At 66.1% G+C, this 21,087-nt stretch carries 21 protein-coding genes and 1 pseudogene; 15 read left to right on the plus strand and 7 right to left on the minus strand.

Annotation, left to right across the window (positions count from 1 at the left end; genetic code table 11):
- Positions 1–74: 74 nt before the first annotated feature.
- The gene (locus ACIA75_RS23875; protein WP_397107547.1) at positions 75–731 is read right to left on the minus strand and encodes a TetR/AcrR family transcriptional regulator; all 657 of its coding nucleotides are present in this window, start codon (positions 729–731) and stop codon (positions 75–77) included.
- A 353-nt stretch (positions 732–1,084) separates the two neighbouring features.
- Between ACIA75_RS23875 and ACIA75_RS23880 the strand changes: the two genes are divergently transcribed.
- Entirely contained in the window at positions 1,085–1,801 is a 717-nt protein-coding gene (locus ACIA75_RS23880) for an alpha/beta fold hydrolase (protein ID WP_397107549.1), read from the plus strand.
- A 155-nt stretch (positions 1,802–1,956) separates the two neighbouring features.
- Here ACIA75_RS23880 and ACIA75_RS23885 read toward each other — a convergent pair whose 3' ends face one another.
- The 4 genes from ACIA75_RS23885 to ACIA75_RS23900 form a co-directional block, all read right to left on the minus strand.
- The gene (locus tag ACIA75_RS23885) at positions 1,957–2,250 is read right to left on the minus strand and encodes a DUF1330 domain-containing protein (RefSeq protein WP_397107552.1); all 294 of its coding nucleotides are present in this window, start codon (positions 2,248–2,250) and stop codon (positions 1,957–1,959) included.
- A 38-nt stretch (positions 2,251–2,288) separates the two neighbouring features.
- Positions 2,289–3,692 carry an MFS transporter gene (locus ACIA75_RS23890; RefSeq protein ID WP_397107554.1) on the minus strand — a complete coding sequence of 468 codons (1,404 nt, stop codon included), beginning with the start codon at positions 3,690–3,692 and terminating at the stop codon, positions 2,289–2,291.
- A 26-nt stretch (positions 3,693–3,718) separates the two neighbouring features.
- Positions 3,719–4,177: a MarR family winged helix-turn-helix transcriptional regulator gene (locus tag ACIA75_RS23895; RefSeq protein ID WP_397107557.1), complete on the minus strand. Its 459-nt coding sequence runs from the start codon at positions 4,175–4,177 to the stop codon at positions 3,719–3,721.
- A gap of 340 nt (positions 4,178–4,517) precedes the next feature.
- Positions 4,518–5,177 carry a GNAT family N-acetyltransferase gene (locus ACIA75_RS23900; protein ID WP_397107559.1) on the minus strand — a complete coding sequence of 220 codons (660 nt, stop codon included), beginning with the start codon at positions 5,175–5,177 and terminating at the stop codon, positions 4,518–4,520.
- A gap of 17 nt (positions 5,178–5,194) precedes the next feature.
- Between ACIA75_RS23900 and ACIA75_RS23905 the strand changes: the two genes are divergently transcribed.
- Positions 5,195–5,635, plus strand: coding sequence for a hypothetical protein (locus tag ACIA75_RS23905; RefSeq protein ID WP_397107562.1), 441 nt, complete (start codon positions 5,195–5,197; stop codon positions 5,633–5,635).
- A 64-nt stretch (positions 5,636–5,699) separates the two neighbouring features.
- Here ACIA75_RS23905 and ACIA75_RS23910 read toward each other — a convergent pair whose 3' ends face one another.
- The gene (locus ACIA75_RS23910) at positions 5,700–6,665 is read right to left on the minus strand and encodes an alpha/beta hydrolase (RefSeq protein ID WP_397107564.1); all 966 of its coding nucleotides are present in this window, start codon (positions 6,663–6,665) and stop codon (positions 5,700–5,702) included.
- A gap of 48 nt (positions 6,666–6,713) precedes the next feature.
- Between ACIA75_RS23910 and ACIA75_RS23915 the strand changes: the two genes are divergently transcribed.
- From ACIA75_RS23915 to ACIA75_RS23955, 9 genes and pseudogenes are all read left to right on the plus strand, one after another.
- Positions 6,714–7,133 (plus strand): MerR family transcriptional regulator, encoded by a 420-nt coding sequence (locus tag ACIA75_RS23915; protein WP_397107567.1) that lies wholly within the window; start codon positions 6,714–6,716, stop codon positions 7,131–7,133.
- A gap of 65 nt (positions 7,134–7,198) precedes the next feature.
- A complete protein-coding gene (gene dinB / locus ACIA75_RS23920) occupies positions 7,199–8,473 on the plus strand; it encodes a DNA polymerase IV (RefSeq protein WP_397107570.1) in 1,275 nt (424 codons plus the stop codon).
- Positions 8,474–8,596: 123 nt separating this feature from the next.
- Positions 8,597–10,705 (plus strand): neutral/alkaline ceramidase, encoded by a 2,109-nt coding sequence (locus ACIA75_RS23925; protein WP_397107572.1) that lies wholly within the window; start codon positions 8,597–8,599, stop codon positions 10,703–10,705.
- 200 nt (positions 10,706–10,905) lie between these two features.
- On the plus strand, positions 10,906–11,772 hold the full coding sequence (locus ACIA75_RS23930; RefSeq protein ID WP_397107575.1) for a universal stress protein: 867 nt from the start codon (positions 10,906–10,908) through the stop codon (positions 11,770–11,772).
- A gap of 46 nt (positions 11,773–11,818) precedes the next feature.
- Positions 11,819–12,457: a response regulator gene (locus ACIA75_RS23935; RefSeq protein ID WP_397107577.1), complete on the plus strand. Its 639-nt coding sequence runs from the start codon at positions 11,819–11,821 to the stop codon at positions 12,455–12,457.
- Positions 12,458–12,530: 73 nt separating this feature from the next.
- The gene (locus ACIA75_RS23940; protein WP_397107579.1) at positions 12,531–14,264 is read left to right on the plus strand and encodes a GAF domain-containing protein; all 1,734 of its coding nucleotides are present in this window, start codon (positions 12,531–12,533) and stop codon (positions 14,262–14,264) included.
- 151 nt (positions 14,265–14,415) lie between these two features.
- Positions 14,416–15,228, plus strand: a complete 813-nt coding sequence (locus ACIA75_RS23945; protein WP_397107581.1) for an SAM-dependent methyltransferase — start codon at positions 14,416–14,418, stop codon at positions 15,226–15,228.
- Positions 15,229–15,252: 24 nt separating this feature from the next.
- Positions 15,253–15,456 (plus strand): annotated as a pseudogene (locus ACIA75_RS23950) (DJ-1/PfpI family protein); the annotation flags it as partial.
- Between the two features lie 385 nt (positions 15,457–15,841).
- Positions 15,842–16,054 (plus strand): hypothetical protein, encoded by a 213-nt coding sequence (locus ACIA75_RS23955; protein ID WP_397107583.1) that lies wholly within the window; start codon positions 15,842–15,844, stop codon positions 16,052–16,054.
- 72 nt (positions 16,055–16,126) lie between these two features.
- Here the strand turns inward: ACIA75_RS23955 and ACIA75_RS23960 are convergent, their stop codons facing one another.
- Complete coding sequence (locus ACIA75_RS23960) at positions 16,127–17,065, minus strand: alpha/beta hydrolase (protein WP_397107585.1); 939 nt, start codon at positions 17,063–17,065, stop codon at positions 16,127–16,129.
- Between the two features lie 344 nt (positions 17,066–17,409).
- Here ACIA75_RS23960 and ACIA75_RS23965 point away from each other — a divergent pair, with 344 nt between their 5' ends.
- The 4 genes from ACIA75_RS23965 to ACIA75_RS23980 all read left to right on the plus strand — a co-directional run bounded on the left by ACIA75_RS23965 (position 17,410) and on the right by ACIA75_RS23980 (position 21,020).
- On the plus strand, positions 17,410–17,970 hold the full coding sequence (locus ACIA75_RS23965; RefSeq protein WP_397107587.1) for a cupin domain-containing protein: 561 nt from the start codon (positions 17,410–17,412) through the stop codon (positions 17,968–17,970).
- Positions 17,971–18,013: 43 nt separating this feature from the next.
- A complete protein-coding gene (locus ACIA75_RS23970; RefSeq protein ID WP_397107589.1) occupies positions 18,014–19,522 on the plus strand; it encodes a CoA-acylating methylmalonate-semialdehyde dehydrogenase in 1,509 nt (502 codons plus the stop codon).
- Positions 19,519–19,980 carry a hypothetical protein gene (locus tag ACIA75_RS23975; RefSeq protein WP_397107591.1) on the plus strand — a complete coding sequence of 154 codons (462 nt, stop codon included), beginning with the start codon at positions 19,519–19,521 and terminating at the stop codon, positions 19,978–19,980. The genes ACIA75_RS23970 and ACIA75_RS23975 overlap by 4 nt, the downstream gene beginning before the upstream one ends.
- A gap of 170 nt (positions 19,981–20,150) precedes the next feature.
- Positions 20,151–21,020, plus strand: coding sequence for a mycofactocin-coupled SDR family oxidoreductase (locus ACIA75_RS23980; RefSeq protein ID WP_397107593.1), 870 nt, complete (start codon positions 20,151–20,153; stop codon positions 21,018–21,020).
- Positions 21,021–21,087: the final 67 nt, after the last annotated feature.

The raw sequence follows: 21,087 nt of genomic DNA on the forward strand, positions 1-21,087 counted from the left end.
TCGCGGCGCAACCACCGCGGTAACTCTCGTACGGCGTTCGACCTCACGGACGGTCCGCCCTGCGGCCGGCGCGCTCATGCCGTCGCCGGTGCGAGGTAGAGGCCGGTGATCGCGTCGACCAGCCGGGTAGCGGTCAGTTCCCAGCCTCCGGCGGGGTCCGTTTCGCCTGCGGCCAGTGCCCGCTCCCGCTCGGCGCAGCTGTGCACGATCAGCAAGCTCGCCATGATGTTCCGTTCCCGCCGCAGATCCGCCGGCAGGTGGCCCATGGACACCTGCAAGCCCTCGATCACGCATCGCAACGCCCGTGAGGACAGCGATTCATCGGTCAGCGGCCGGCGGTAGGCGGGATCGGCCATCAGCTGCGCCACGAACCGCGCATACCAGGTGGGATGTCCCAGGGAACCGAGGTGCTCGGTGACCGGACGCACCAGGCACTCCACCCAATCGCGGACCTGGGGAGAGGCCGATGCCCGCACCCGGGCCACCCGCTCCCGGCAGAGCCGCTCGGTATGCGCCTGATGCTTGCGCACGATCGCCAGAACCAGGTCGGCCTTGGTACCGAAGTGGTAGCCGACCGCGGCGTTGTTGCCCTGCCCCGCAGCCTCACTCACCTGTCGGTTGGAGACCGCGTTGACCCCGAGCTCGGCGAACAGCCGTTCGGCGGCGATCAAGATCGCGTCCCGGGTGGCAGTCACCCGTATCGCCCGTGCGGACAGGTTGTCGGCGGTCATCGTTGCTCCTCCGTACCCAGTGTCGAAAGCAAACACCGCTGCACTTTTGAAGTCAAGCGATTGACTTAACTTCGTGTGACAGGCGCTCGCGCCGCAGGCAAGAACGGTAGATTTCCGAGTCCGCGTCCACGCAGCCGCGTCCGGCTCCGATGGCCCGATGCGACCGGGCCAGAAATATCTTCTGCCGTCGGCACCTCAGCGAGCCGTCGACGGCTAGGGTCGAGATCGTCCGGAAACGCCCCCTGGTACCCGGTGGCGTGGCGTCGGCACCGCCCGAAACGGACGGTCCGGCGTACCGGCGCTCACATGATCAGCGGTGACGGTATGCACCCCTCGGACGGAGATGTGAATCCGTGTTCGTCGACAACGGTGCGGTGCACCTGTACGTACTCGACAACGGCCGAAGCTCGGGCGCGCAGCCGCCGGTGCTGGTGGTGCCCGGAATGGGCGAGTACGCCGAGGAATACGCGTGGCTGCTCGACCGGCTCGGCGACCGGCGGGTCCTGGTGGTGGATGTCCGCGGGCGGGGTCGCAGCAGCGCACCGCCTACCGGCTACACCTGGGAGGACCACATCGGCGATCTCCGCGCGGTCGTCGACGCCGTCGAGCTGGAACGACCGGTCCTCGTCGCGTTCTCCCGCGGTTCGTCCTACGCGCTCGGCTACGCGCTCCAGTTCCCGGACCGGGTCGTCGGTCTCGTCGTCGGGGATTACCAGGCCCGGCATGCCGGGCTGCCCCTCGAGTTCCTCGGCAAGCAGCTCGAGATGATGATCCGCGGCGTCCCGGTGGCCCAGCGCATGCCCGAACACGCCGTGCGCGGCGTGATAGCCGAGAGTCGTGAAGTGCCGCTGTGGGACCGACTGCCCGAACTACGCTGTCCGGTACTCGTGGTCCGGGGCGGCCGGCGCAGCGCGGTTGTCACCGATGACATTGCCGCACGATGGCTGACGGCGTTGCCCACGGTCGAAACAGCCACCATCGGCGACGCCGGACACGACCTGTGGAGCCCCGACCCCGACAGGTACCTCGCGGTCCTTCTACCGTTCTTGGAGCGCCTACGCCCGTCCTGACGCGAAATCACGCGCCGTCCCAGCGGGTTCGGATGGTTTCGGGTCGATTGTTCAGGAAATGATCTCGGGCTCGATCGGTCAGTGCATCACCGCGTGGATGATCATGTCGGCATGGAGGGTTCGGTGATCTCGGTGAAGATCCGTCCGGACCTCGGTCAGTCGATGCCTTCGATGATGCGGAAGTCGCGCTCGACGCCGTCGGAGAGGGCGGCCAGCGCCTCCTGGTAGGCCGCACTCTGGTGCGCCGCGACGGCCTGTTCGAAGCTGTCGAACTCGATCAGGATGGTGCGCTGGGCGATTCCGGCGTCATGCGCCACGACCCGACCGTCACGGGCGAGGATGCGACCGCCTCCGGCCTTGACGGCCGGACCGGCCAGCTTGTTGTAAGCAGCCAGCTTCTCAGTGTCTGAAATGGTGCGGTAAGCGCTGACCCAGTAGCCCTTGGGCATTGGAACCTCCGGTGTTGGATGGGATGAGTGCATTCGACTCACGGGCTGGTCTCGGACGAGCGTCGGCGGGCGAGTGCGAGGCTTGTCAGTGTCGTGATCGCCATGGCGCCGATGCCGACCAGAGCCGCGGTGGTGTAGGCGCTGTCGTCGGGGAAGAGGTTGCCGGAGCCGGTGCCCGCAGCGAGGATCAGGCCGCCAATGGCGCTGCCCAGGGAGTACCCGACGCTGCGAACGACGTAGTTGAAGCTCATGGCGCTCGACGTCTCGCTGTTAGGGGTGACGGCCAGGATGACGCCGGGCATCGCGGCCGAGAAGCCGCCGACGCCGAAGCCGAGCACGCCCATCGCCGCGAACAGTTCTGCCAGGTCCGACCGAGCCGCCGCGAACAAGGCGAACCCGCCGCCGACCACGACGGCGCTGGCGGCCAGGAGCAGGGGGGCGGCGATCCGCGTCCGGAGCCGCGGCGTGAGCTTGCCGGCGACGAACCCCAGCACCGAGAACGGGATGAGGACCAGCCCGGCGACGAAGGTTGTCAGCCCGAAGCCGTAGCCGACACTGTGCGGGGTCTGTGCGTATCGGGTGACGAGCGTGAGCAGCAGGTACATGCCGATGCCGCCGACGAACATGGCCAGGTTCGCCCCGGCGACCGCCGGATGCCGCACCGCCCGAACATCGACCAGGGGCGTCGTGCTGCGCAGCTCGACGACGACCCAGACGCAGAGCAGCATCGCCGCGACGACGGCCAGGCCCGCCGCCACGGCGAGGTGCCCGCTCCACAGACTCCGTTCGCCGGCGAGGAACAACACCAGGAGAAGCGCAGCGGCCAGGACGACCGCGCCCGCCACGTCCACACGGGCGGAGCGGCCTTCGGGGGCTTCGGGCACGGAGCGCCACGCGGCCAGGAGGGCGGCGGCGGTGACGACCAGGCCGAGGCCGTAGGCGGCCCGTACTCCGCCGAGCTCGGCGAGCAGTGCGGCCAGCGGGTAGCCGACGCCGGCTCCGATGATCGAGACCACCGAGATCTGGGCGATCACGGCCGCGCTGCGCTCCTCGGGGAGGTGGTCCCGGGCCACGCCCATCATCAGCGCCGTCAGCCCGAGCCCGATGCCCTGGGCCGCTCTGCCGGCGAGCAGCCACGCGAACGGCAGCGGCAGCACGGTGAGCACGCTGCCTGCGACGACGACCGCCAGCGTGGCGAGGATCGTGGCCCGCCGGTGCGGGCCGGCTCCGAGCCGGCCCAGGACCGGCGTCGCGACGGCGCCGCTGAGCAGCGCGATGGTCAGAGTCCACTGCGCACTGCCGAGCGAGACGTGGAACGAGGTCGCCACGCTGGTGATGAGCGGCGCCCCGAGGCTACCGACCGCCGCCACGACCAGACCGATGAACATCAGCGTGGGGACCAGCAGCCGCGCCTCGGAATGCTCCCCGGGGAGAGCGTTCACAGCGACCCCGTCGCCCGGCTGCCCGGTCACTGCTTCGGCCCTTCGCGGTCCCGGCTTTCGAGCTCTGCCAGATGCTTCAGCGCAGGAAGGGCCGCCGCCAGCGTCTCGACCTCGTCGCCGGTGAGCTCGCCGATCAACCGCTCGAACGCGTGGACGCCCGCCTGGCGCCGCGCCCGGACATAGGAAGCTCCGGCCTCGGTCAGGCACACGAGCGTGACCCGCTTGTCCGACGCGTCGCCCTGCCGCTCGACCAGGCCGGATTCCTCCATCACCCGGACCAGGGCGGTCATCGCGGGCTGGGTGACGCCCTCGATCGCGGCCAGATCGGTGATGCGCCGCGGGCCGGTCCGGTCCAGGGTGGCCAGGGTCGCGGCGGACGTCAGGCTCATGTCCCGGGGCAGGCGTCTCACGGCACTGGTGGCCAGGCCGTAGAGGGCTGCCCCGATGGCGGCGGCCCCGCCGGAAACGGTGTCTCGATGACTCACACCAGAAGCATAACACTTTTATATTCATAGTTTATGTAAATGTCATCGCCCGATCCCGACGCCTGCCGGTGTTCGGATCGGCGCGGTGATGCACTGACCGATTGAGCTCACGACCTTTTACGGCGACCGCAGGATTGTCGACGATCGTGTCACCTGGTACATGAAGCCCTGTTCGGCCAGATGGCTGGCGCGAGGCACTGCACGACCGCCACTGCACACGGTGCGCCGGACAACCTCGACACCGGTTTCAGCGGTTCGTACGCGACGGTGACACCGTTTACGGTCGTCGTAACATTCGCCGAAATGAGGCGAAGCGGCGGGTTTGCTTGATGCGTTCTTGCTATCGGCCGGAGGGTGAGCGGTCGCTGATCGACCGGGTCAACAGCAGGGTGATACTGCCATCGTTTTCCGTGATGTCCCGGATGTGCTCGAAACCGACTTTGCGCAGAACATGCAGCGAAACCTTGTTCGACGCGGCCACGGTGGCGTGCACCTCGGTCAGTCCCAGGGTGTGGAAACCGTAGGCGACGAGCGCTTCTGCCAACTCGACGCCCAAACCGCATCCCCACACCTGTGGGGTCAGAGCGTAAATGATCTCGTAGCCCTCGACCACGTCGGTCGGCTTGATCTCGGCATGCCCGACCAGGCGTCCGTCCCGACGGACGGCCCAGACGTCGAACAGATCGTCCGCATAAACCGTGGTGAAGACCCGCCCGAACAAGGCCCGGTCGGCCGCTTCGGAAGACGGGCCGTCGCCCATCCATCGAGACACCCTGGTGTCCTGAAACAGGGCGACGAAGCCTTCCTCATCCTCCGGGACGTACCGCCCGAGGACCAGACGCTGAGTACGCAGAGTCGAAGTCACGAGCGGCGACGCTACCCGCGAGCCGGGCCGGCCGAGAATCGGAACCGCCGGCGTCGCACCGCGGTCGTAGACATGGACATCTGTCCACTCTATTGTCCAGAAATGGCGGTGACGACGATTCGGCTGCCGCGACACGAAAGGGAGGCTCGCTCGTGACGAAGGTTCCTACCCGGCAAGCACGGCTGGCACATGCCGCGAAACACGCGGAACTGTGGAACGCGGGCCGCAAGGACGAGTGGGTCGCCTCCTGGCGGACCATCATCCCCGCCGGTGTTCGTATGTTCGATCCGGTCGGCACCGAGGAGAAAACCGGGTTCGAGGCGGCCACCACCCACGGCTGGGATCTTTTTCAGCAGCTGCTGCGAATCACGATGCTGACCGTCCAGGTCAACGGCGACGAGATGGCGTGGGTGTGCGAGAACCGGTTCGGCACCGGCGAGGACCTCGTGATGGTCCACAGCATCGAGACCTTCGCGTGGGATGCCGACGGTGATCTGCTGATCAAGACCTACTACCCCATGCCGGAGCGCGTCGGCGCCGACGACGATCCCTACACACACATCCTCGGCGGAAATCCACCCCCAGGTGAGTGAAGGGATCGGGCGACCACGCGGCAATTTCGGGTGGCCCTGTCCTTGCCGAGCGGAGAAGCCATCGCTACTTTTCGGAGATCTCGGCGAATGCCCGGCGTAGTGCGGCGGCGGCTTCGGACCGCGCCGCGGCGCTGACTTCGAACGGATGGCGCGCGAACTCGTGGATCATTCCCGGGTAGCGGCGGACCTCGACCGGCACTCCGGCGCGGGCCAGTGCGGCGGCGTATTCTTCGCCCTCGTCCCGCAGCGCGTCGTATTCGGCGGTGATGACCAGCGCCGGCGGCAAGCCGGAATGGTCGGTCGCCAGCAGCGGCGAGACATGCGGATCGAGCTTTTCCCCGTCGCCGCGCAGATAGTTGTCCATGAACCAGTGCTGGCCCGCACGGGTGATATTCCCGTATTTCCCGGCGAACTCCCGGATGCTTCTATTGCTGCGCCGGAAATCCGTATCGGGATAGATGAGCAACTGGAAGTCCAGTGCCGGTCCCCCCAGATCGCGGGCCATATGCGTGACGACCGCGGCGAGATTGCCGCCGGCGCTGTCACCGGCGACCGCGATCCTGTTTCCGTCGGCGCCGAAACTGTCGGCGTGGGCCGCGGCCCATTGCGTAGCGGCGAAACTCACCTCCACCGCAGCGGGATATTTGTGCTCCGGTGCCAAGGGATAGCCGACCGAGACGACGGCGGCGGCGGCGCCGTTGGCGAGGCTACGGCAGAGACCGTCATGGGTATCGAGATCACCGACAACGAACCCGCCCCCGTGGAAGAACACCAGCACCGGCAGCGGCGCCACACCGGCCGGTGTGTAGATCCGGATCGGGACCCGGTGGCCGGCCAGCGAAAGGACACGGTCCTCGATCGCGGCGACCGGTTCCGGCTCACCGAGCAACGGGATCTGGCGTCGCAGTCCCTCGCGCGCCTGCTCGGGTGTGAAGGTGTGTAGTTCGGCGAAGCCCGCGCGCGAGATCCGTTCCAGATATGCCTGCACCTGAGGATGCAACCCCGAGGTAGGTGTATTCGCTGTGCTCATGCGACTATCCTGCGACTTGAAGCATGGTTCAAGTCAAGGAGTGCCGACGTGGAATTACTCGATATCGCCGAGGTGGCCGCCCAGTCCGGGTTGGCACCCTCGGCCCTGCGGTTCTACGAACGGCGCGGCCTCATCGACTCGGCCGGCCGCAACGGACTGCGCCGCACGTTCGAGCCCGGCGTACTCGATCGGCTGATGCTCATAGACTGTGCGCGCGGAGCGGGTTTCACCCTCGCCCAGATCCAGCGGTTCCTGACCGCGACGCCGGACGACACCGAACTACGCGCACACCTCGCGCGACGGGCGAACCAACTCGACCACGACATCACCCGGCTGACCCGCATGCGCGACAGTCTGCGCCACGCAGCGGTCTGCACCCACGAGCCCTTGGTCGAATGCCCCCAGTTCAAAACAACCATCGCCGACACCGACACCACGCGCGCAGCATCATCGGCCGGTAACAACTGAAGCCTGCCGTCCCAGCCCGGCCTGCCATATCCCGGAACCGCCTCCCATCCTGCTAATGTGAACATATGTTCGAATCCGCGCGGGATAGCCTCGGGCGCGACGTGCCCGCGGCCAATCACCCGGGCAGCGGCCGGCGGCCCCGGATCGCCGCGCGCCCGCAGGCGTCGATCCTGCATGCGGACCTGGATTCGTTCTACGCATCGGTCGAGCAACGGGACCAGCCACAGTTACGCGGTAAGCCGGTGCTGGTCGGCGGGGGCGTCGTTCTGGCTGCCAGTTACGAGGCGAAGGCCCGTGGTGTGCGCACGCCGATGAACCTCGGGCAGGCGATACGGCTGTGCCCGGAGGCGGTGGTCGTTCCGCCTCGGATGTCCGTCTACGCCCGGGCCAGCCGCGAGGTTTTCGAGATATTCGCCGACACCACCCCGGTGGTGGAGGGTATTTCGATCGACGAGGCGTTTCTCGATGTCGCGGGCCTGCGCCGGATCGCGGGTGAGCCGCGGGCGATCGCGGCCGGGCTCCGGGAGCGGGTGCGCCGGGAGGTCGGGTTACCCATCTCCGTCGGTATCGCGGCGACCAAGTTCCTGGCCAAGGTCGCCAGCGCGGTGAGCAAACCGGACGGGTTACTACTGGTGGAACCCGAGCGCGAACTCGAGTTCCTGCACCCGCTCCCGGTGCACCGGCTGTGGGGTGTCGGCCCGGTGACGGCGAGCGCGCTGCACGAGCACGGTATCGAACGCATCGGCCAGCTGGCCGAGTTCGGCGAGTCCGGGCTGCGGCCGATCGTGGGCTCCGCGGCGGCCCGGCACCTGCACGCCCTGTCGTGGGCGCGGGACCCGCGCCGGGTGGAAACCGGGCGCCGCCGCCGGTCGATCGGGGCGCAGCGTGCGCTCGGGCGGCGACCGCACTCCCCTGCCGAGATCGATGCCTATCTGCACGGTCTCACCGACCGCCTGGCTCGCCGGCTCCGCGCCGCGGACCGGGTGTGCCGGACAGTGGTGCTGCGTATGCGGTTCGACGATTTCTCCCGCGCCACGCGTTCACGCACACTGGCCGATGCCACCGATCACACCGAGCTGATCCTGCGGACCGCACTCAGCCTGCTGGCCGAGGCGAAACCGCTGATCAGTGAGCGCGGAATCACCCTCATCGGGCTGGCGTTGACCAACCTCGGCAACGCCGACCCGCGGCAGCTCGCCCTACCTTTCGAGGAAGGCCCCGTGCCCGCCCTGGATACGGCGCTCGATGAGCTGCGGACCCGTTTCGGCTCGTCGGCCGTGACGCGCGCCGCCCTGCTCGGCCGCGGCGAAGGACTGTCGGTACCGCTCCTACCGGACTGATGCCACCGCGCGCCAGAACGGTTTACCCAGCCCCCGCCGAAGAACTGAACGAATGACCAACGAAACGTGGACGAACGTTCAACTGTGTGGTTCGCTGCCTCTCGAGAGGAAGGACCATCACCGATGGCAGGAACCCCCGTTGTCCCGGCCGCCGTTCGGCGCCCTCCGATCGGGCCGCCGGCACTGCCCCGCCGAACGGTTCTGACGAGGGCGGCCGGAACGTTCGCCCTCGGCACCGTCGCCGCGACAGTACCCGGCATCGGCGAAACGCTCGGCAACCTCGCCCACGCCCAACCACCGTCCGGTGAATACCTTGTCGGCCTCGGCATTTCGGATATCACCGGACCCGCCGCGGAATGCGGAATGATGGGGTACTCACAGCAGGACCAGACGACCGCCGGTATCCATCTGCGCCCCCGCGCCCGGGCATTCGTCTTCGCCGCCGGCGGCAAACGGGTGGTCTTCGCCGTCGCGGAGAACACGATGATCTTCCAGTCGGTGCACCGCGGTGTGCTCACCGAATTGGCCCGCCGGTTCGGCGATCTCTACACCGAGCGCAATGTCCTGCTCACCTCGACGCATTCGCACGCGGTCTGCGGCGGCGCCGCCCACGACTACGCCTACAACCTCTCGATCCTCGGATTCCAGCAGCAGGTCTACGACGCCGAAGTGAACGGCCTGGTCGAAGCGATCGCCGCCGCCCACACCGACCTCGCCCCAGGCACCCTGTCCCTGGGCCGGGCCGAACTGCACGATGCCAGCGTGAACCGCTCGCAGGTCGCCTTCGACCGCAACCCCGCCGCCGACCGCGCCCACTTCCCCGGAGCCGTCGACCCGGCCGTCACCACCGTGTCGATCACCAGGAACGGCAAACAGGCCGGCATGATCACCTGGTTCGCCACCCACAACACCTCGATGACCAACAAGAACCGGTTGATCAGCTCGGACAACAAGGGCTACGCCGCCTTCGCCCACGAGCACACCGATCACGGTGTCCGCTACCTCGACGGCGCATCCACTTTCGTCGCCGCGTTCGCGCAGACCAATGCCGGGGATATGTCCCCGAACCTCGATCTGAAACCGGGGTCCGGTCCGACGGGCAACGAGTTCGACAACACCCGGATCATCGGCGCGCGCCAGTACAACGCGTCCCACGCCGCCGTGGCCGCGGGACAGCCGATGAGCCCGGCGATCGATTCGGTGTTCTGCTATATCGACCTGTCCGACATAACAGTCGACGCACAATTCGTTCCCGAGGGGCAACCGCGCCGGACGGCGCCCGCCGCGGCCGGTGTCTCGCTGCTGGCGGGCAGTGTCGAGGACGGGCCCGGCCTGCCCGGCGGCCCGATTCCCGAGGGCGTCCGCAACCCGTTCCTGGATGCGCTCGGCGACCCCCACCGGCCGGCGCCCGCGTGGCTGGCCGACGCCCAGGCCCCCAAAGCGATCGCGGTGCCGTTCAGTCTGCTGCCCCCGGCCCCCTGGGTGCCCAGCATCGTCCCGATCCAGATCGTGCGGATCGGCGAGCTGTATCTGGCGGCGGCGGGCGCCGAGTTCACGATCGTCGCCGGTCTGCGCGTACGGCGGGCCGTAGCGGCCACGCTCGGCGTCGCACTCGATCAGGTGCTGCTGCAGGGCTACGCGAACGCCTACCACGAATATGTCACCACTCCGGAGGAATACGACGTCCAGCAGTACGAGGGCGCCTCCACGCTCTTCGGCCGCTACACCCTGCCCGCCTATCAGCAGGAGTTCACCCGCCTGGCCTCGGCATTGGCCACAGGTACCGCCGTCGACCGGGGGCCGGCGCCCCGCGATCTGTCCCACCTGCAGCCGAATTTCGTCCCCCCACCCGGGCCCGATACCGCGCTACCCGGATATGAATTCGGTGCGACATTGACCCAGCCCGCCCCCTCGTACGCCCGCGGCACCCAGGCTTTCGCCGAGTTCCTTTCGGCGCACCCCAAACACAATCCGCGGCGCAACGGAACGTTCCTCGAGGTCCAGCGGCTCGTCGACGGGCAATGGCGGCGGATCGCGAACGAGGGCGAATGGGCCGTGCGATTCCGGTGGAGCAAACGCGCACCGGCCACCTCGATCGCGGCCTTCAGCTGGGATATCCCGCCCGAGTCACCAACCGGGCGGCACCGTTTCGTGCACTACGCCGATCGGCTCGACGAGTACGGACAGTTACGTCCGGTGCTGGGGATCAGCAACGAATTCGACGTCAGCTGATCCGCCGCCGTTCCCCGGTACCCGCTGGCACCGAGTCCCGGCACCGAGGGTATTTCGGCCCCTCGGACAGGGACCATCGACCGCATCCGGCGCTGCGCGGTGGGATTTAGTGTCGGCACCGAGCCTGTAGACCGGTAGGCACACTGCAGCGATGGCGGCTGGACAAGCGCACCGGACGACCGACCGAAAGAGGAACCTTCGTGACCACGCGTACCCGACTACCTATCGTCGTCGGCATAGACGGGTCTTCCGGCTCGATGGAAGCCCTGCGATGGGCAGCGAGTGCCGCGGCGCGCTGTCGCGCTCCCCTGCACCTCGTATGCGCGATCGACCTGCCCGGCGACGTCGACCTCGGGCCGACAGCCCCCGCCTACGACGATCATGCCCTCCGCGCCGACGCCGCGACGTTCCTGTCCACGGCCCGCGATCTCGCCGGCCGGCACGCCGACGGACTCGAAATCACCTGCAGTGTGGCCGATCCCCGGCCGGAAACAGTGTTGATCGGATATTCCAAGGACGCCCGCATGATCGTTGTCGGCGCCCGAGGTCTCGGTGCGGTCGGGCATGGCATCCTCGGTTCGGTCAGCACCTCGCTGGCCCGGCACGCACACTGTCCTGTCGCAGTGATCCCCACCTCCGACACCGGGCCGGCCGGCCTACCTGGAAGGCCCATCGTCGTCGGAGTGGACGGGTCCGCCTGCGGCGCCGAGGCGATCGAGATCGCCTTCGACGAGGCATCCCGGCGCGCGGCCGGTATCGTCGCCGTCACGGCCTGGTCGGAATTGTCCCCGCACGGATCTCGCGCCGCCATGCAGGCGCGGACCCGTACCTTGCAGGCGCAGAGCCTGGCCGGGCGCGCCGAATGGTATCCCGATGTGCCGGTCACCCACGTCGTGGTCGAAGACCGACCGGCCCGCAGAATCCTCGACGAGGCGGATCGAGCTCAGCTCGTGGTCGTCGGCAGTCACGGCCGCGGCGGGTTCGCCGGAATGACTCTCGGCTCTGTCGGGCAGGCCGTCCTGCACGGCGCCCCTGTCCCGCTGATCGTCACCCGCCCCCGCGATTGACCCCGCCCGCCTAAGCTGTGGGCACAGCTCGGGAGAGGGGCGCGGTGTGATATCGGTCTTCCTCGTCGACGACCACGAGATCGTCCGGCGCGGCGTCGCCGACCTGATCAACGCCGAAGCCGATATGGAAGTCATCGGCGAGGCCGGTGACGTATCCCGGGCGCTGGCGCGGATCCCCGCCCTGCGCCCCGATGTCGCGGTCCTCGATGTGCGCCTGCCGGACGGCAACGGCATCGAACTGTGCCGTGAGTTGTGCTCGGCGCGACCGGATCTGCCGTGTCTGATCCTGACGTCTTTCACCGACGAACAGGCGATGCTCGACGCGATCCTGGCGGGTGCGCGCGGCTACGTGGTCAAGGACATCACCACCCTGGCACTCATCCGCGCCATCCGCGATATCGCGGATGGCAGATCACTGCTCGACAACCGCGCCGCCGCTGCCCTCATGCGCAAACTCCGCTCCGAAGCCGAGGCCGATGCGGGCCCACTGTCCGGCCTGACCGAACGGGAACGAACACTGCTCTCGCTGCTCGGTGAAGGATTGACCAACCGGCAGATCGCCGACCGGATGTGTCTGGCCGAGAAGACCGTCAAGAACTACGTTTCCCGGCTGCTGGCCAGACTCGGGGTCGAACGCCGGACCCAGGCGGCGATACTCGCCACGAAATATCAGAATCCCACTTGAGCAGTGTGTAGCGGTTTCCCGCGTGCGTCCGATACCGAGTACGACAGTGTCGGGACAGCGGCGGGGTGGGGAAATGGGCGTGCAGAGAACAGTTTCGGGTGGGTCGGAACGGACCCCGGTCTCGGAGACGCTCTCGCAGTTCCGGCTCCGTGAACTGCTGCTGGAACTGCAGGATCGCATTGCGCAGATCATCGATGTCCGGGACCGGATGGATCGGCTCATCGAAGCCATGCTGGTGATCACCGCCGAACTGGATCTGGACGAGACACTGCGGACGATCGTGCACACCGCCATCGAACTCGTGGATGCCCGCTACGGCGCGCTGGGGGTTCGCGATACCGAGCAGTCCGGTCATGAGCTGGCCGAATTCATCCACGAGGGGATCGACCCCGAAACCCATACCCGGATCGGGCATCTCCCCCGCGGTCACGGCATGCTGGGACTGCTCTTCCAGCAGCCCGAACCCATCCGGCTGACCGATCTCTCCGACCACCCGTCCTCGGTGGGTTTCCCCACGCAACATCCCCCGATGCGCAGTTTCCTGGGTGTTCCGGTCAAGGTGCGCGACGAGGTGTTCGGCAATCTCTATCTGACCGAGAAGTCCGGCGGCCACCCGTTCACCGAGGACGACGAGGTCGTGGTGCAGGCGCTGGCCGCGGCGGCCGGTATCGCGATCGAGAACGCCCACCTCTACGAACAGTCCCGGGCCCGGCAGCGGTGGCTGGAAACCACCAAGGATGTCGCGACCGAACTGCTCGAGCGCGGCGAACCGAACGATGTGCTCGATCTCGTGGTCGATCGCGCGCTGGCCCTGACGGATTCGGCATACACCTTCATCGCCCTCCCCGACGAGCCGGACCTCCCCGCCGACGAGGTCGGTGAACTGGTGATCGTGGCTGCCGCCGGCTCCAACGGCGCCGAGCTCACCGGGCAGCGGATCGCCCTGCACGGCTCACATTCCGGGCAGGCGTTCCGGGCGGGCGGGCCGGTCGCCGCGGACCGGCCCGACTATCCGCCGCGCGCGGATTTCGTCCGTGATGCGGGCCCGACCCTCGTCCTGCCACTACGCGTGGGCGGCACGCCGATCGGGGTGCTCACCATGGTCCGCCCGCCCGGCGCCCGCCCCCTCAACGACCACGCGAAAACGATGATGCTGGTCATCGCCGACCAGGCGGCTCTGGCCCTGCAACTCGCGGCGAGTCAGCGCCGGATGCGTGAGCTGGATGTGGTCGCCGACCGCGACCGGATCGCCCGCGATCTGCACGATCACGTGATCCAGCGCCTGTTCGCGGTGGGGCTCTCGCTCCAGGGCACACTACAGCGGGCGGGCACGCCGGAGGTCCGCGACCGGCTCAGCTCCACCATCGACGATATCCAGGACATCGTGCAGGATATCCGGCACTCCATTTTCGACCTGCACAGCAGCGCAGTCGATCTGCGCACCCACCTGCGCCGGTTGTTCGACGAGGTGACAGCCGAGACGAGGCTGCGCACCTCATTGCGCATGTCCGGCCCGGTCGCCGTTCTCGTCGCCCCGCTGTCCGACGATGTGGAGGCGGTGCTGCGGGAAACCGTCAGCAATGCCGTCCGGCACGCCCGGGCATCCACCCTGGCGGTCGAACTTCGCGTCGACGACGACGTAACGATCGAGGTGACCGACGACGGGATCGGCATCTCCCCCGAGATCGGCAGGCGCAGCGGCCTGGCGAACCTCACCGCCCGCGCCGAGGCGGCGGGCGGCCACTGCGCCATCGTGAACCCACCCGAGGGCGGCACCACCGTCCGCTGGCAGGCGCCCCTCCCCTGACACCGGAGTCCTGTTACCGGGGCCCCGGGCGAGGTGGCGGCACCCGACCGTACAGCGGCGTATGGTTGGACCGATGTCGTTGCGAGCCCGTGTCATCGGCCGGGTTCGCCATCATGCCCCGCAGACGATCCGGAACCGTGAGGGACAGCGGATGACCGAAACCGACCGCCCAGCGCTGCCGAAAGTGAACCAGGCGGTGCCGAGCAGCGCCCGAATCTACGATTACGTCCTGGGCGGCAAGGACCACTATCCGGTCGACCGGGACGCCGCGGAGAAGGTGATCGAGGCGTTTCCGACCGTTCATGTCGCTGCCCGCCAGAACCGGAATTTCATGCACCGCGCGGTCAACGAGATCACCGCGATGGGCGTCACCCAGTTTCTCGATATCGGCACCGGTATCCCCACCGAGCCGAACCTGCACCAGGTGGCGCAGGCCGCGCGACCGGATGCGCGGGTGGCCTACGTGGACAACGATCCGATCGTGCTGGCCCACGCCCGCGCACTACTGGTCGGCACGGCCGAGGGCCGCACCACCTATATCGATGCCGACCTGAACGCCCCCGAGGCAATCCTGTCGGCCCCGCAACTGCACGAAACACTCGACCTGGACCGCCCGATCGCGCTGAGCCTGGTCGCCGTGCTGCACTTCCTGTCCGACGAGCAGGACCCCTACCGTGTGGTCGCCACCCTGATGGACGCGCTCGCGCCCGGTTCGTTCCTGGTGATCTCCCATATCACCACCGATCTCGACCCGGAGAACATGGCGATCGCCCTCGACGTGTACCGGCAGAGCGGGGTTTTCGTCCAGTCCCGCAACCGGGACGAAGTCACCGGGTTCTTCACGGGACACGAGATCCTGGAACCGGGCGTTGTCGCCTCCAACCAGTGGCGTCCCGCCGGGGAATCACCGGCCTGGCTGGACACCCAGGTGAACTGCTGGGCCGGAGTAGCACGCAAGCAGTAATCGCCGCCGAATCAGCGGGCCCGGCGAGTGGCCTCGGTCTGCACCGGCGCATACCTGCTCGCCGCGGCGGGTGTCCTGGACGGCAAGCGGATCACCACGCATTGGGCCTACACCGAGCAACTCGCCCGGGAGTTCCCGCGGATCACCGTCGAGCGCGATCCGATCTTCGTCCACGACGGGCGCGTATGGTCCTCCGCGGGAGTAACAGCCGGAATGGATCTCGCGCTGGCACTGGTCGAGGACGATCTCGGCCGGCAGGTCGCGCTGAACCTGGCACGCTACCTCGTCCTGTTCCTGCGTCGCCCCGGCGGTCAGACCCAATTCAGCACGGCACTGTGGCGGGCCCAACCGGCCACCGATCCTATCCGTGTGGCAGTCACGGCGATCCACGCCGAACCGGGAGCTCGGCCCGGTATCGACGAACTCGCCACGCGATCCGGGCTGAGCCCGCGCCACCTGCAACGCCGGTTCACCGACAGACGAACGGGTCGATATCGTCTGGGATGCCATCGCCACCGGCCTCAGCGGTTCGCCGGTCTACCGCCGGCGCCGCCCCGCCGCCATCTGGATCGCCGTCGACGGCATCGCCATCGATATCGGCGGCAGTGCACAGATGCTCCCTCCCGGTTACGCCGACCGGGTACATGCCGCCTATCCACGACTGGGCTGTATCCGGGCACTGACGCGGATCGTCGAAGAACAAGCGGTGGCGAACCCGGCCAAAGCACAACCGGGTTCGCTGCCCGGCGAGATCGTGCGGCTGAACCACCCGGAACTGGTCCCCACCTGGCAGGACATCATCGCCGCGAGTGGCTGGAACGACTGACCGAACTCGCCTCCTTCTCAGGTGGCCGCCACCGGCCATCGCCACCCGCGAATTCATTCCACTGTTCAGGAGCTAGCGCAGCAACCTGGATAGCTTTTCCGCGAAATCGGCGATGCAACGCTCGCCCTCGTCCAGCACACCGGCCAGCAGAAAGAAGCTATGTGGCATGCCCGCATACTCACGGAACTCGGCCCCGACGCCCGAAGCCTCTAATTTGGCCGAGTAGCGCCAAGCGTCATCCGAGGCCGGATCGATTTCCGAGCTGAGGATGAGCGCAGGAGGAGACGCTGTCAGGGTTTCCCTCATCAATGGTGATACGGCCGGTAACCGTCGAGTCAGTACATTCGGAAAATACTGATCAATACACCATTCGAGAACGGGCCGCGACAAAATGGGCGCCGCGCTGTATCGCTCGGCGGAGGTTCCGGTCATGGTCGCATCGAGGACAGGGCACAGCAGTCCCTGCGCCTTCACCGTCGCACCGTGGGCGCGTACCCGGACATCTACGGCGGTCGCCGCCGCGAGCATCGCTCCTGCGGAGTCACCGGCGACTGCCAGTGCGTCGCTGTCGATATTCAGCTCGTCGGAATGCTCCGATACCCAGAGGAACGAGTCCATCGCATCGTCGTGCGCGCTTGGATAGGTATTTTCGGGAGCCAGTCGATACTCGACGGCGATGACGCTGAGCCCACCCTGGACGCTCAACTCCCGGCACAGCCTGTCATGCGAATCGAGACTGCCTCTGACGAATCCGCCACCATGTAGGTAGACGACGCCGGGTACGCGACCTACCGCGCCTTTCGGGCGATAACCGCGCGCACCGACCGTCCTTCCGGGAAGGCGGATGTGAAAGTTCCGAACCTCGCAGCCGCGATTAGGGTCGCCCGCCAACGCGATCAACTTCTCGCCGGCCGATCTGTATGAGGAAATCGGCACGTCCCACGGCTGCGCAGGTGGGTTCGTAGACAGTGACGCAAGTAATTCGATTACCTGATCATTCAGAGTTCCCATTATCGAACCGCACAATCGGCCGGGCGGAGATGATTCATTTCCTGAAGCAAGGTCATTGGTCCTCTTGGAGTCGGGCGCCGAAGCCTCGCGTGCGAACTCTGATGCCTGAGCGCATACGAGTGGGGAGCATTGTGCACATGCTGTCGCGATTTGTCAACACCCTGTCCAATTGAACTAGAGAGCCAACTTGCGACCGAGTGAACTTCACTGCAATACCACCTCTCAACAGCTAGTTCATGAATACTAGACACTCTGTTGACTACAGCCAACAGTGAGTCTAGTCTCAATCTTGTTCAAGGCAGAACGCAGCTACTCGCCCCGGCGAGTAAACGAAAGGGACCCCCATGGTGACCGAGCCAGGTGTCGATCAGATCCAGCCGTCAACAACCCGAGACGGGGAGAGTTACGTCTCCCACCGCGATGACGTGCATTTCAAAATGACCGGCGATTTCATGACCGATGTGGATTTCTGGATTCATGCGACCGGAGAGACCACTCAGGGCCAGCTAATTGTCATCGAGACGAACTGGGTTCGCGGAACCGAGCCGGTCTGGCATATCCATCACCGCGAAGAAGAGGGCTTCTTCGTGATGAGCGGGGAAATTACGATTCACACCGAAGCAGGGTCGTACAACGCGGGCGCCGGCCAATTTGTGTGGGGGCGTAAGGACCAGCGGCATACCTATGAGGTCGTCGGAGAAGAGGCGAGGATTCTCGTCGTATTCGTGCCGGGACCAGCCGGTACTTTCCCGCCCGGCAGTGGCATCGACAAGTACTTCTACGAAGCTCGTGATCGCGAACTGCGTACGCCCGAGCAGCTCGCGGCAGAGGTCGAGAACCTCAAGACGAATTACGGATTGGAAATGTTCCCGGAGCTGCCCCATCCTCGGGAGAAAAAATCCTGAACCTTTGAGAAATAATTCGCCAATTCGCTAACTTGGAGTAACTGTGACTACAAACGGTGTCCATCTCGAAACCGTTCCGCACTGGATCGCGGGCGCTCCCGTGGGTTCGGCAAGCGCGACAAAGTCCGAAATCGTAGACCCGGCGACAGGCCACCCGATACGGTCGGTCGAGCTGGGGGGCGCTGACGTCGTCGGCCAGGCTGTCGCCAGCGCACGAAGCGCAGCGGAAGCATGGGCGTCGACTCCCACCCCGGCTCGGGCCACGATTCTTCTGGCATTTCGCGCGCTCTTACTGGAACACGGCGAGGAGCTCGCATCGATCATCACCGCGGAACAAGGAAAGACCCTGGCTGACGCGAGGGGCGAGGTGGCCCGTTCTGTCGAAGCCGTGGAGGTGGCAACATCCGCGGTTCAACAGCTCAAAGGCGAGTTCGCGGAACAAGTCTCCCGAGGCGTCGACACATACTCCTTCCGCCAACCGCTAGGAGTATGTGTCGGCATCACGCCATTCAACTTCCCCATTATGGTGCCGGTGTCGATGTTCGCGGCAGCGCTCGCATGCGGCAACTCGTTCGTGCTCAAGCCCAGTGAGAAGGTGCCGTCGGCGTCTGTGCGCCTAGCGCAACTTCTGGCCGAAGCCGGTCTGCCCAGCGGTGTCTTCAACGTCGTGCACGGAGGCGTCGACGCAGTCAACGCGCTGATCGACCATCCCGATGTCGCCGCCATCTCTTTCGTCGGCTCCACTCCGGTCGCGCGTGAGATCTACCGGCGCTCAGCCGACGTCGGCAAGAAGGTGCAAGCGCTCGGCGGAGCGAACAATCACCTGGTCGTGCTGCCCGACGCCGATCTGGACGCAGCGGCGGACGCATTGGTGTCGGCCGCGTACGGCGCCGCGGGCCAAAGATGCATGGCCGTGCCCGTGGCGGTGGTGGTCGGAGACATCGCCGACCAACTCGTTGCCAAGACAGTGCAACGAGCCGAGGCATTCCGCACGGGCCCGGGAGACGCGGCGAGTTCCGACATGGGGCCGCTCATCTCGGAGTCGGCGGTCAACCGAGTTCGCAGCGCCCTCGATACAGCTACCGGCCAAGGCGGAACGGTCGTCCTGGACGGTCGAAAGGACGACTCACATGACGCGGGGTACTTCATCGGCCCGAGTCTGGTCGACCACGTCCAGACCGACAGCGACCTCTACAAAGACGAGATCTTCGGCCCGATCCTCAGCGTGGTCCGCGTCGACGATCTCGACGACGCTCTTCGTGTCGTCAACGCGAGCCCGTACGGAAACGGCGCGTCGATCTTCACCACAAGTGGAGTAGCTGGTCGTCGATTCGCCCACACTGTGCGGGCGGGAAGCGTCGGGATCAACGTCCCGATTCCGGTGCCGATTTCCTGGTTCGGGTTCGGCGGATGGGGCGACTCACGGTTCGGTGACGACGGATTGAATTACGACGCGTATCGCTTCTATACCAAGGCCAAGGTGATCACCCAGCGTTGGACCGAACCGCGCCAAGGTGTCGCGCCGCACTTTGTCGCCGCCGGAAGTCAATGACGATGTCGAAGCTGTCACCGGACGTCGCCGACGGGACCGAGAAAAAATTTCCGCGTCTCGACCACGTCGGCATATTGGTTCGCGACCTGGAGCAGGCGTCGGCCCAATGGCAGAGCAGGTTCGCAGTTCCCATCGCGTCCACGTTCGAAGCGCCCGCACTCAATATTCGGGCAACGTTCCTCGATCTTGGCTCGGCAAAAATCGAGTTGTACACCATTGATGAGCCGAAGACCCTCGAGTACGCGCTGGGCAGTGCACCGGCCAAAATAGATCATATCGCTCTCACGTTCGGCGCGAGCCTGAGCGACGCCGATCTGAGCGGATGCACTATTCGAGGTCCCGGTCGGCCCGCTCCAATCAGTTCGCCATTTCATATCGGCAGTTCTGACCATATCTGGACCGAGCCGCCCGGAATCGACATTCTGCTACAGCTGATCACGCCATCCGATACCGCATGATAGTTTTCCTGGTTGTCATAAATACGCAGTCTTGATCGTTGGATATGCAATTCATCCACGTCGCTGCGCGTCTGGCACGGAGATCGGCAACGCGCTTTACTGCCTTGGGCTCCGAACCCTCGATGCGCAGTAATTGATTCACGAAAACCCCGCTCAAAGAGGAGATAACAATGGGACGAATGGATGGAAAAGTTGCTCTGGTGACCGGAGCGGCACGTGGAATGGGGCGAGCTCATGCGATTCGCCTCGCAGAAGAGGGTGCTGACATCCTTGCCCTCGACTGCCCCACCGACACCGGGCTCCCCTATGCGACCGGATCGCCGGAAGATCTCCAGATCACCGTCGAAGAGGTCGAAGGATTGGGACGGCGCATCATCGCACACGAGGGCGATGTTCGAAGGCAGTCCTCGATCGATAGATTGGTCGCCGACGGCGTAAAGGCATTCGGCGGCCTGGACGTTGCCGTCGCCAATGCCGGAATTTGGACCGTTCGCCCGTTCGACGAAATCCCCGAAGAGGAGTTCGCGGCCGTCCTCGACGTCAACATCACCGGAGTATGGCGAACGTTGAAAGCTGTCACACCCGCGATCAAGGCACGGGGCGGCGGGTCGATCGTGGTGACGTCCTCCGGAAACGGCGTAGAGGGATCACCACACTACGTGCACTACGTCGCCTCGAAGCACGGCGTGATCGGGCTCGCGAAGAGTGCCGCGCTCGAGTTCGGGCAGTACGGAATCAGAGTCAACATTCTTCTTCCTGGGCCGACTGATACCCCGGCGCTGGATTGGCAGGGCGGATACGACCTCTGTTCGGGCAAGGGCCCGGGGCAAGGAGTCAAGGAGGATCTCCAAGGCGCGAAGTATTGGTCCGCCCTTCGCGACATCGGGTTGCTCCCACCGCGCGCGATGAGCGAAGCCGTACTCTGGCTGGCATCCGATGAGTCACGTTGGACCACCGGACTGGAAATGCTCGTCGATGGCGGACACATGCTGATGCCTGGATTGAACATGGCAAAGATGGCTGCGGATCAACAGCAGTAGCGAGATCTCGACACCGAATTGCACCGTACAACATCGGCGAAAACGTACGTTGCCTACAAATATGACC

Origin of the sequence: Nocardia sp. NPDC051750, assembly GCF_044453135.1 — a bacterium.
GTDB lineage: Bacteria > Actinomycetota > Actinomycetes > Mycobacteriales > Mycobacteriaceae > Nocardia.

Coding starts and splice junctions, on each gene's coding strand:
- ACIA75_RS23875 (WP_397107547.1), bottom strand. CDS start 731: ATGACCGCCGACAACCTGTCCGCACGGGCGATACGGGTGACTGCCACC.
- ACIA75_RS23885 (WP_397107552.1), bottom strand. CDS start 2,250: ATGCCCAAGGGCTACTGGGTCAGCGCTTACCGCACCATTTCAGACACT.
- ACIA75_RS23910 (WP_397107564.1), bottom strand. CDS start 6,665: ATGAGCACAGCGAATACACCTACCTCGGGGTTGCATCCTCAGGTGCAG.
- dinB (WP_397107570.1), top strand. CDS start 7,199: ATGTTCGAATCCGCGCGGGATAGCCTCGGGCGCGACGTGCCCGCGGCC.
- ACIA75_RS23925 (WP_397107572.1), top strand. CDS start 8,597: ATGGCAGGAACCCCCGTTGTCCCGGCCGCCGTTCGGCGCCCTCCGATC.
- ACIA75_RS23940 (WP_397107579.1), top strand. CDS start 12,531: ATGGGCGTGCAGAGAACAGTTTCGGGTGGGTCGGAACGGACCCCGGTC.
- ACIA75_RS23945 (WP_397107581.1), top strand. CDS start 14,416: ATGACCGAAACCGACCGCCCAGCGCTGCCGAAAGTGAACCAGGCGGTG.
- ACIA75_RS23955 (WP_397107583.1), top strand. CDS start 15,842: ATGCTCCCTCCCGGTTACGCCGACCGGGTACATGCCGCCTATCCACGA.
- ACIA75_RS23960 (WP_397107585.1), bottom strand. CDS start 17,065: ATGGGAACTCTGAATGATCAGGTAATCGAATTACTTGCGTCACTGTCT.
- ACIA75_RS23965 (WP_397107587.1), top strand. CDS start 17,410: ATGGTGACCGAGCCAGGTGTCGATCAGATCCAGCCGTCAACAACCCGA.
- ACIA75_RS23975 (WP_397107591.1), top strand. CDS start 19,519: ATGACGATGTCGAAGCTGTCACCGGACGTCGCCGACGGGACCGAGAAA.
- ACIA75_RS23980 (WP_397107593.1), top strand. CDS start 20,151: ATGGGACGAATGGATGGAAAAGTTGCTCTGGTGACCGGAGCGGCACGT.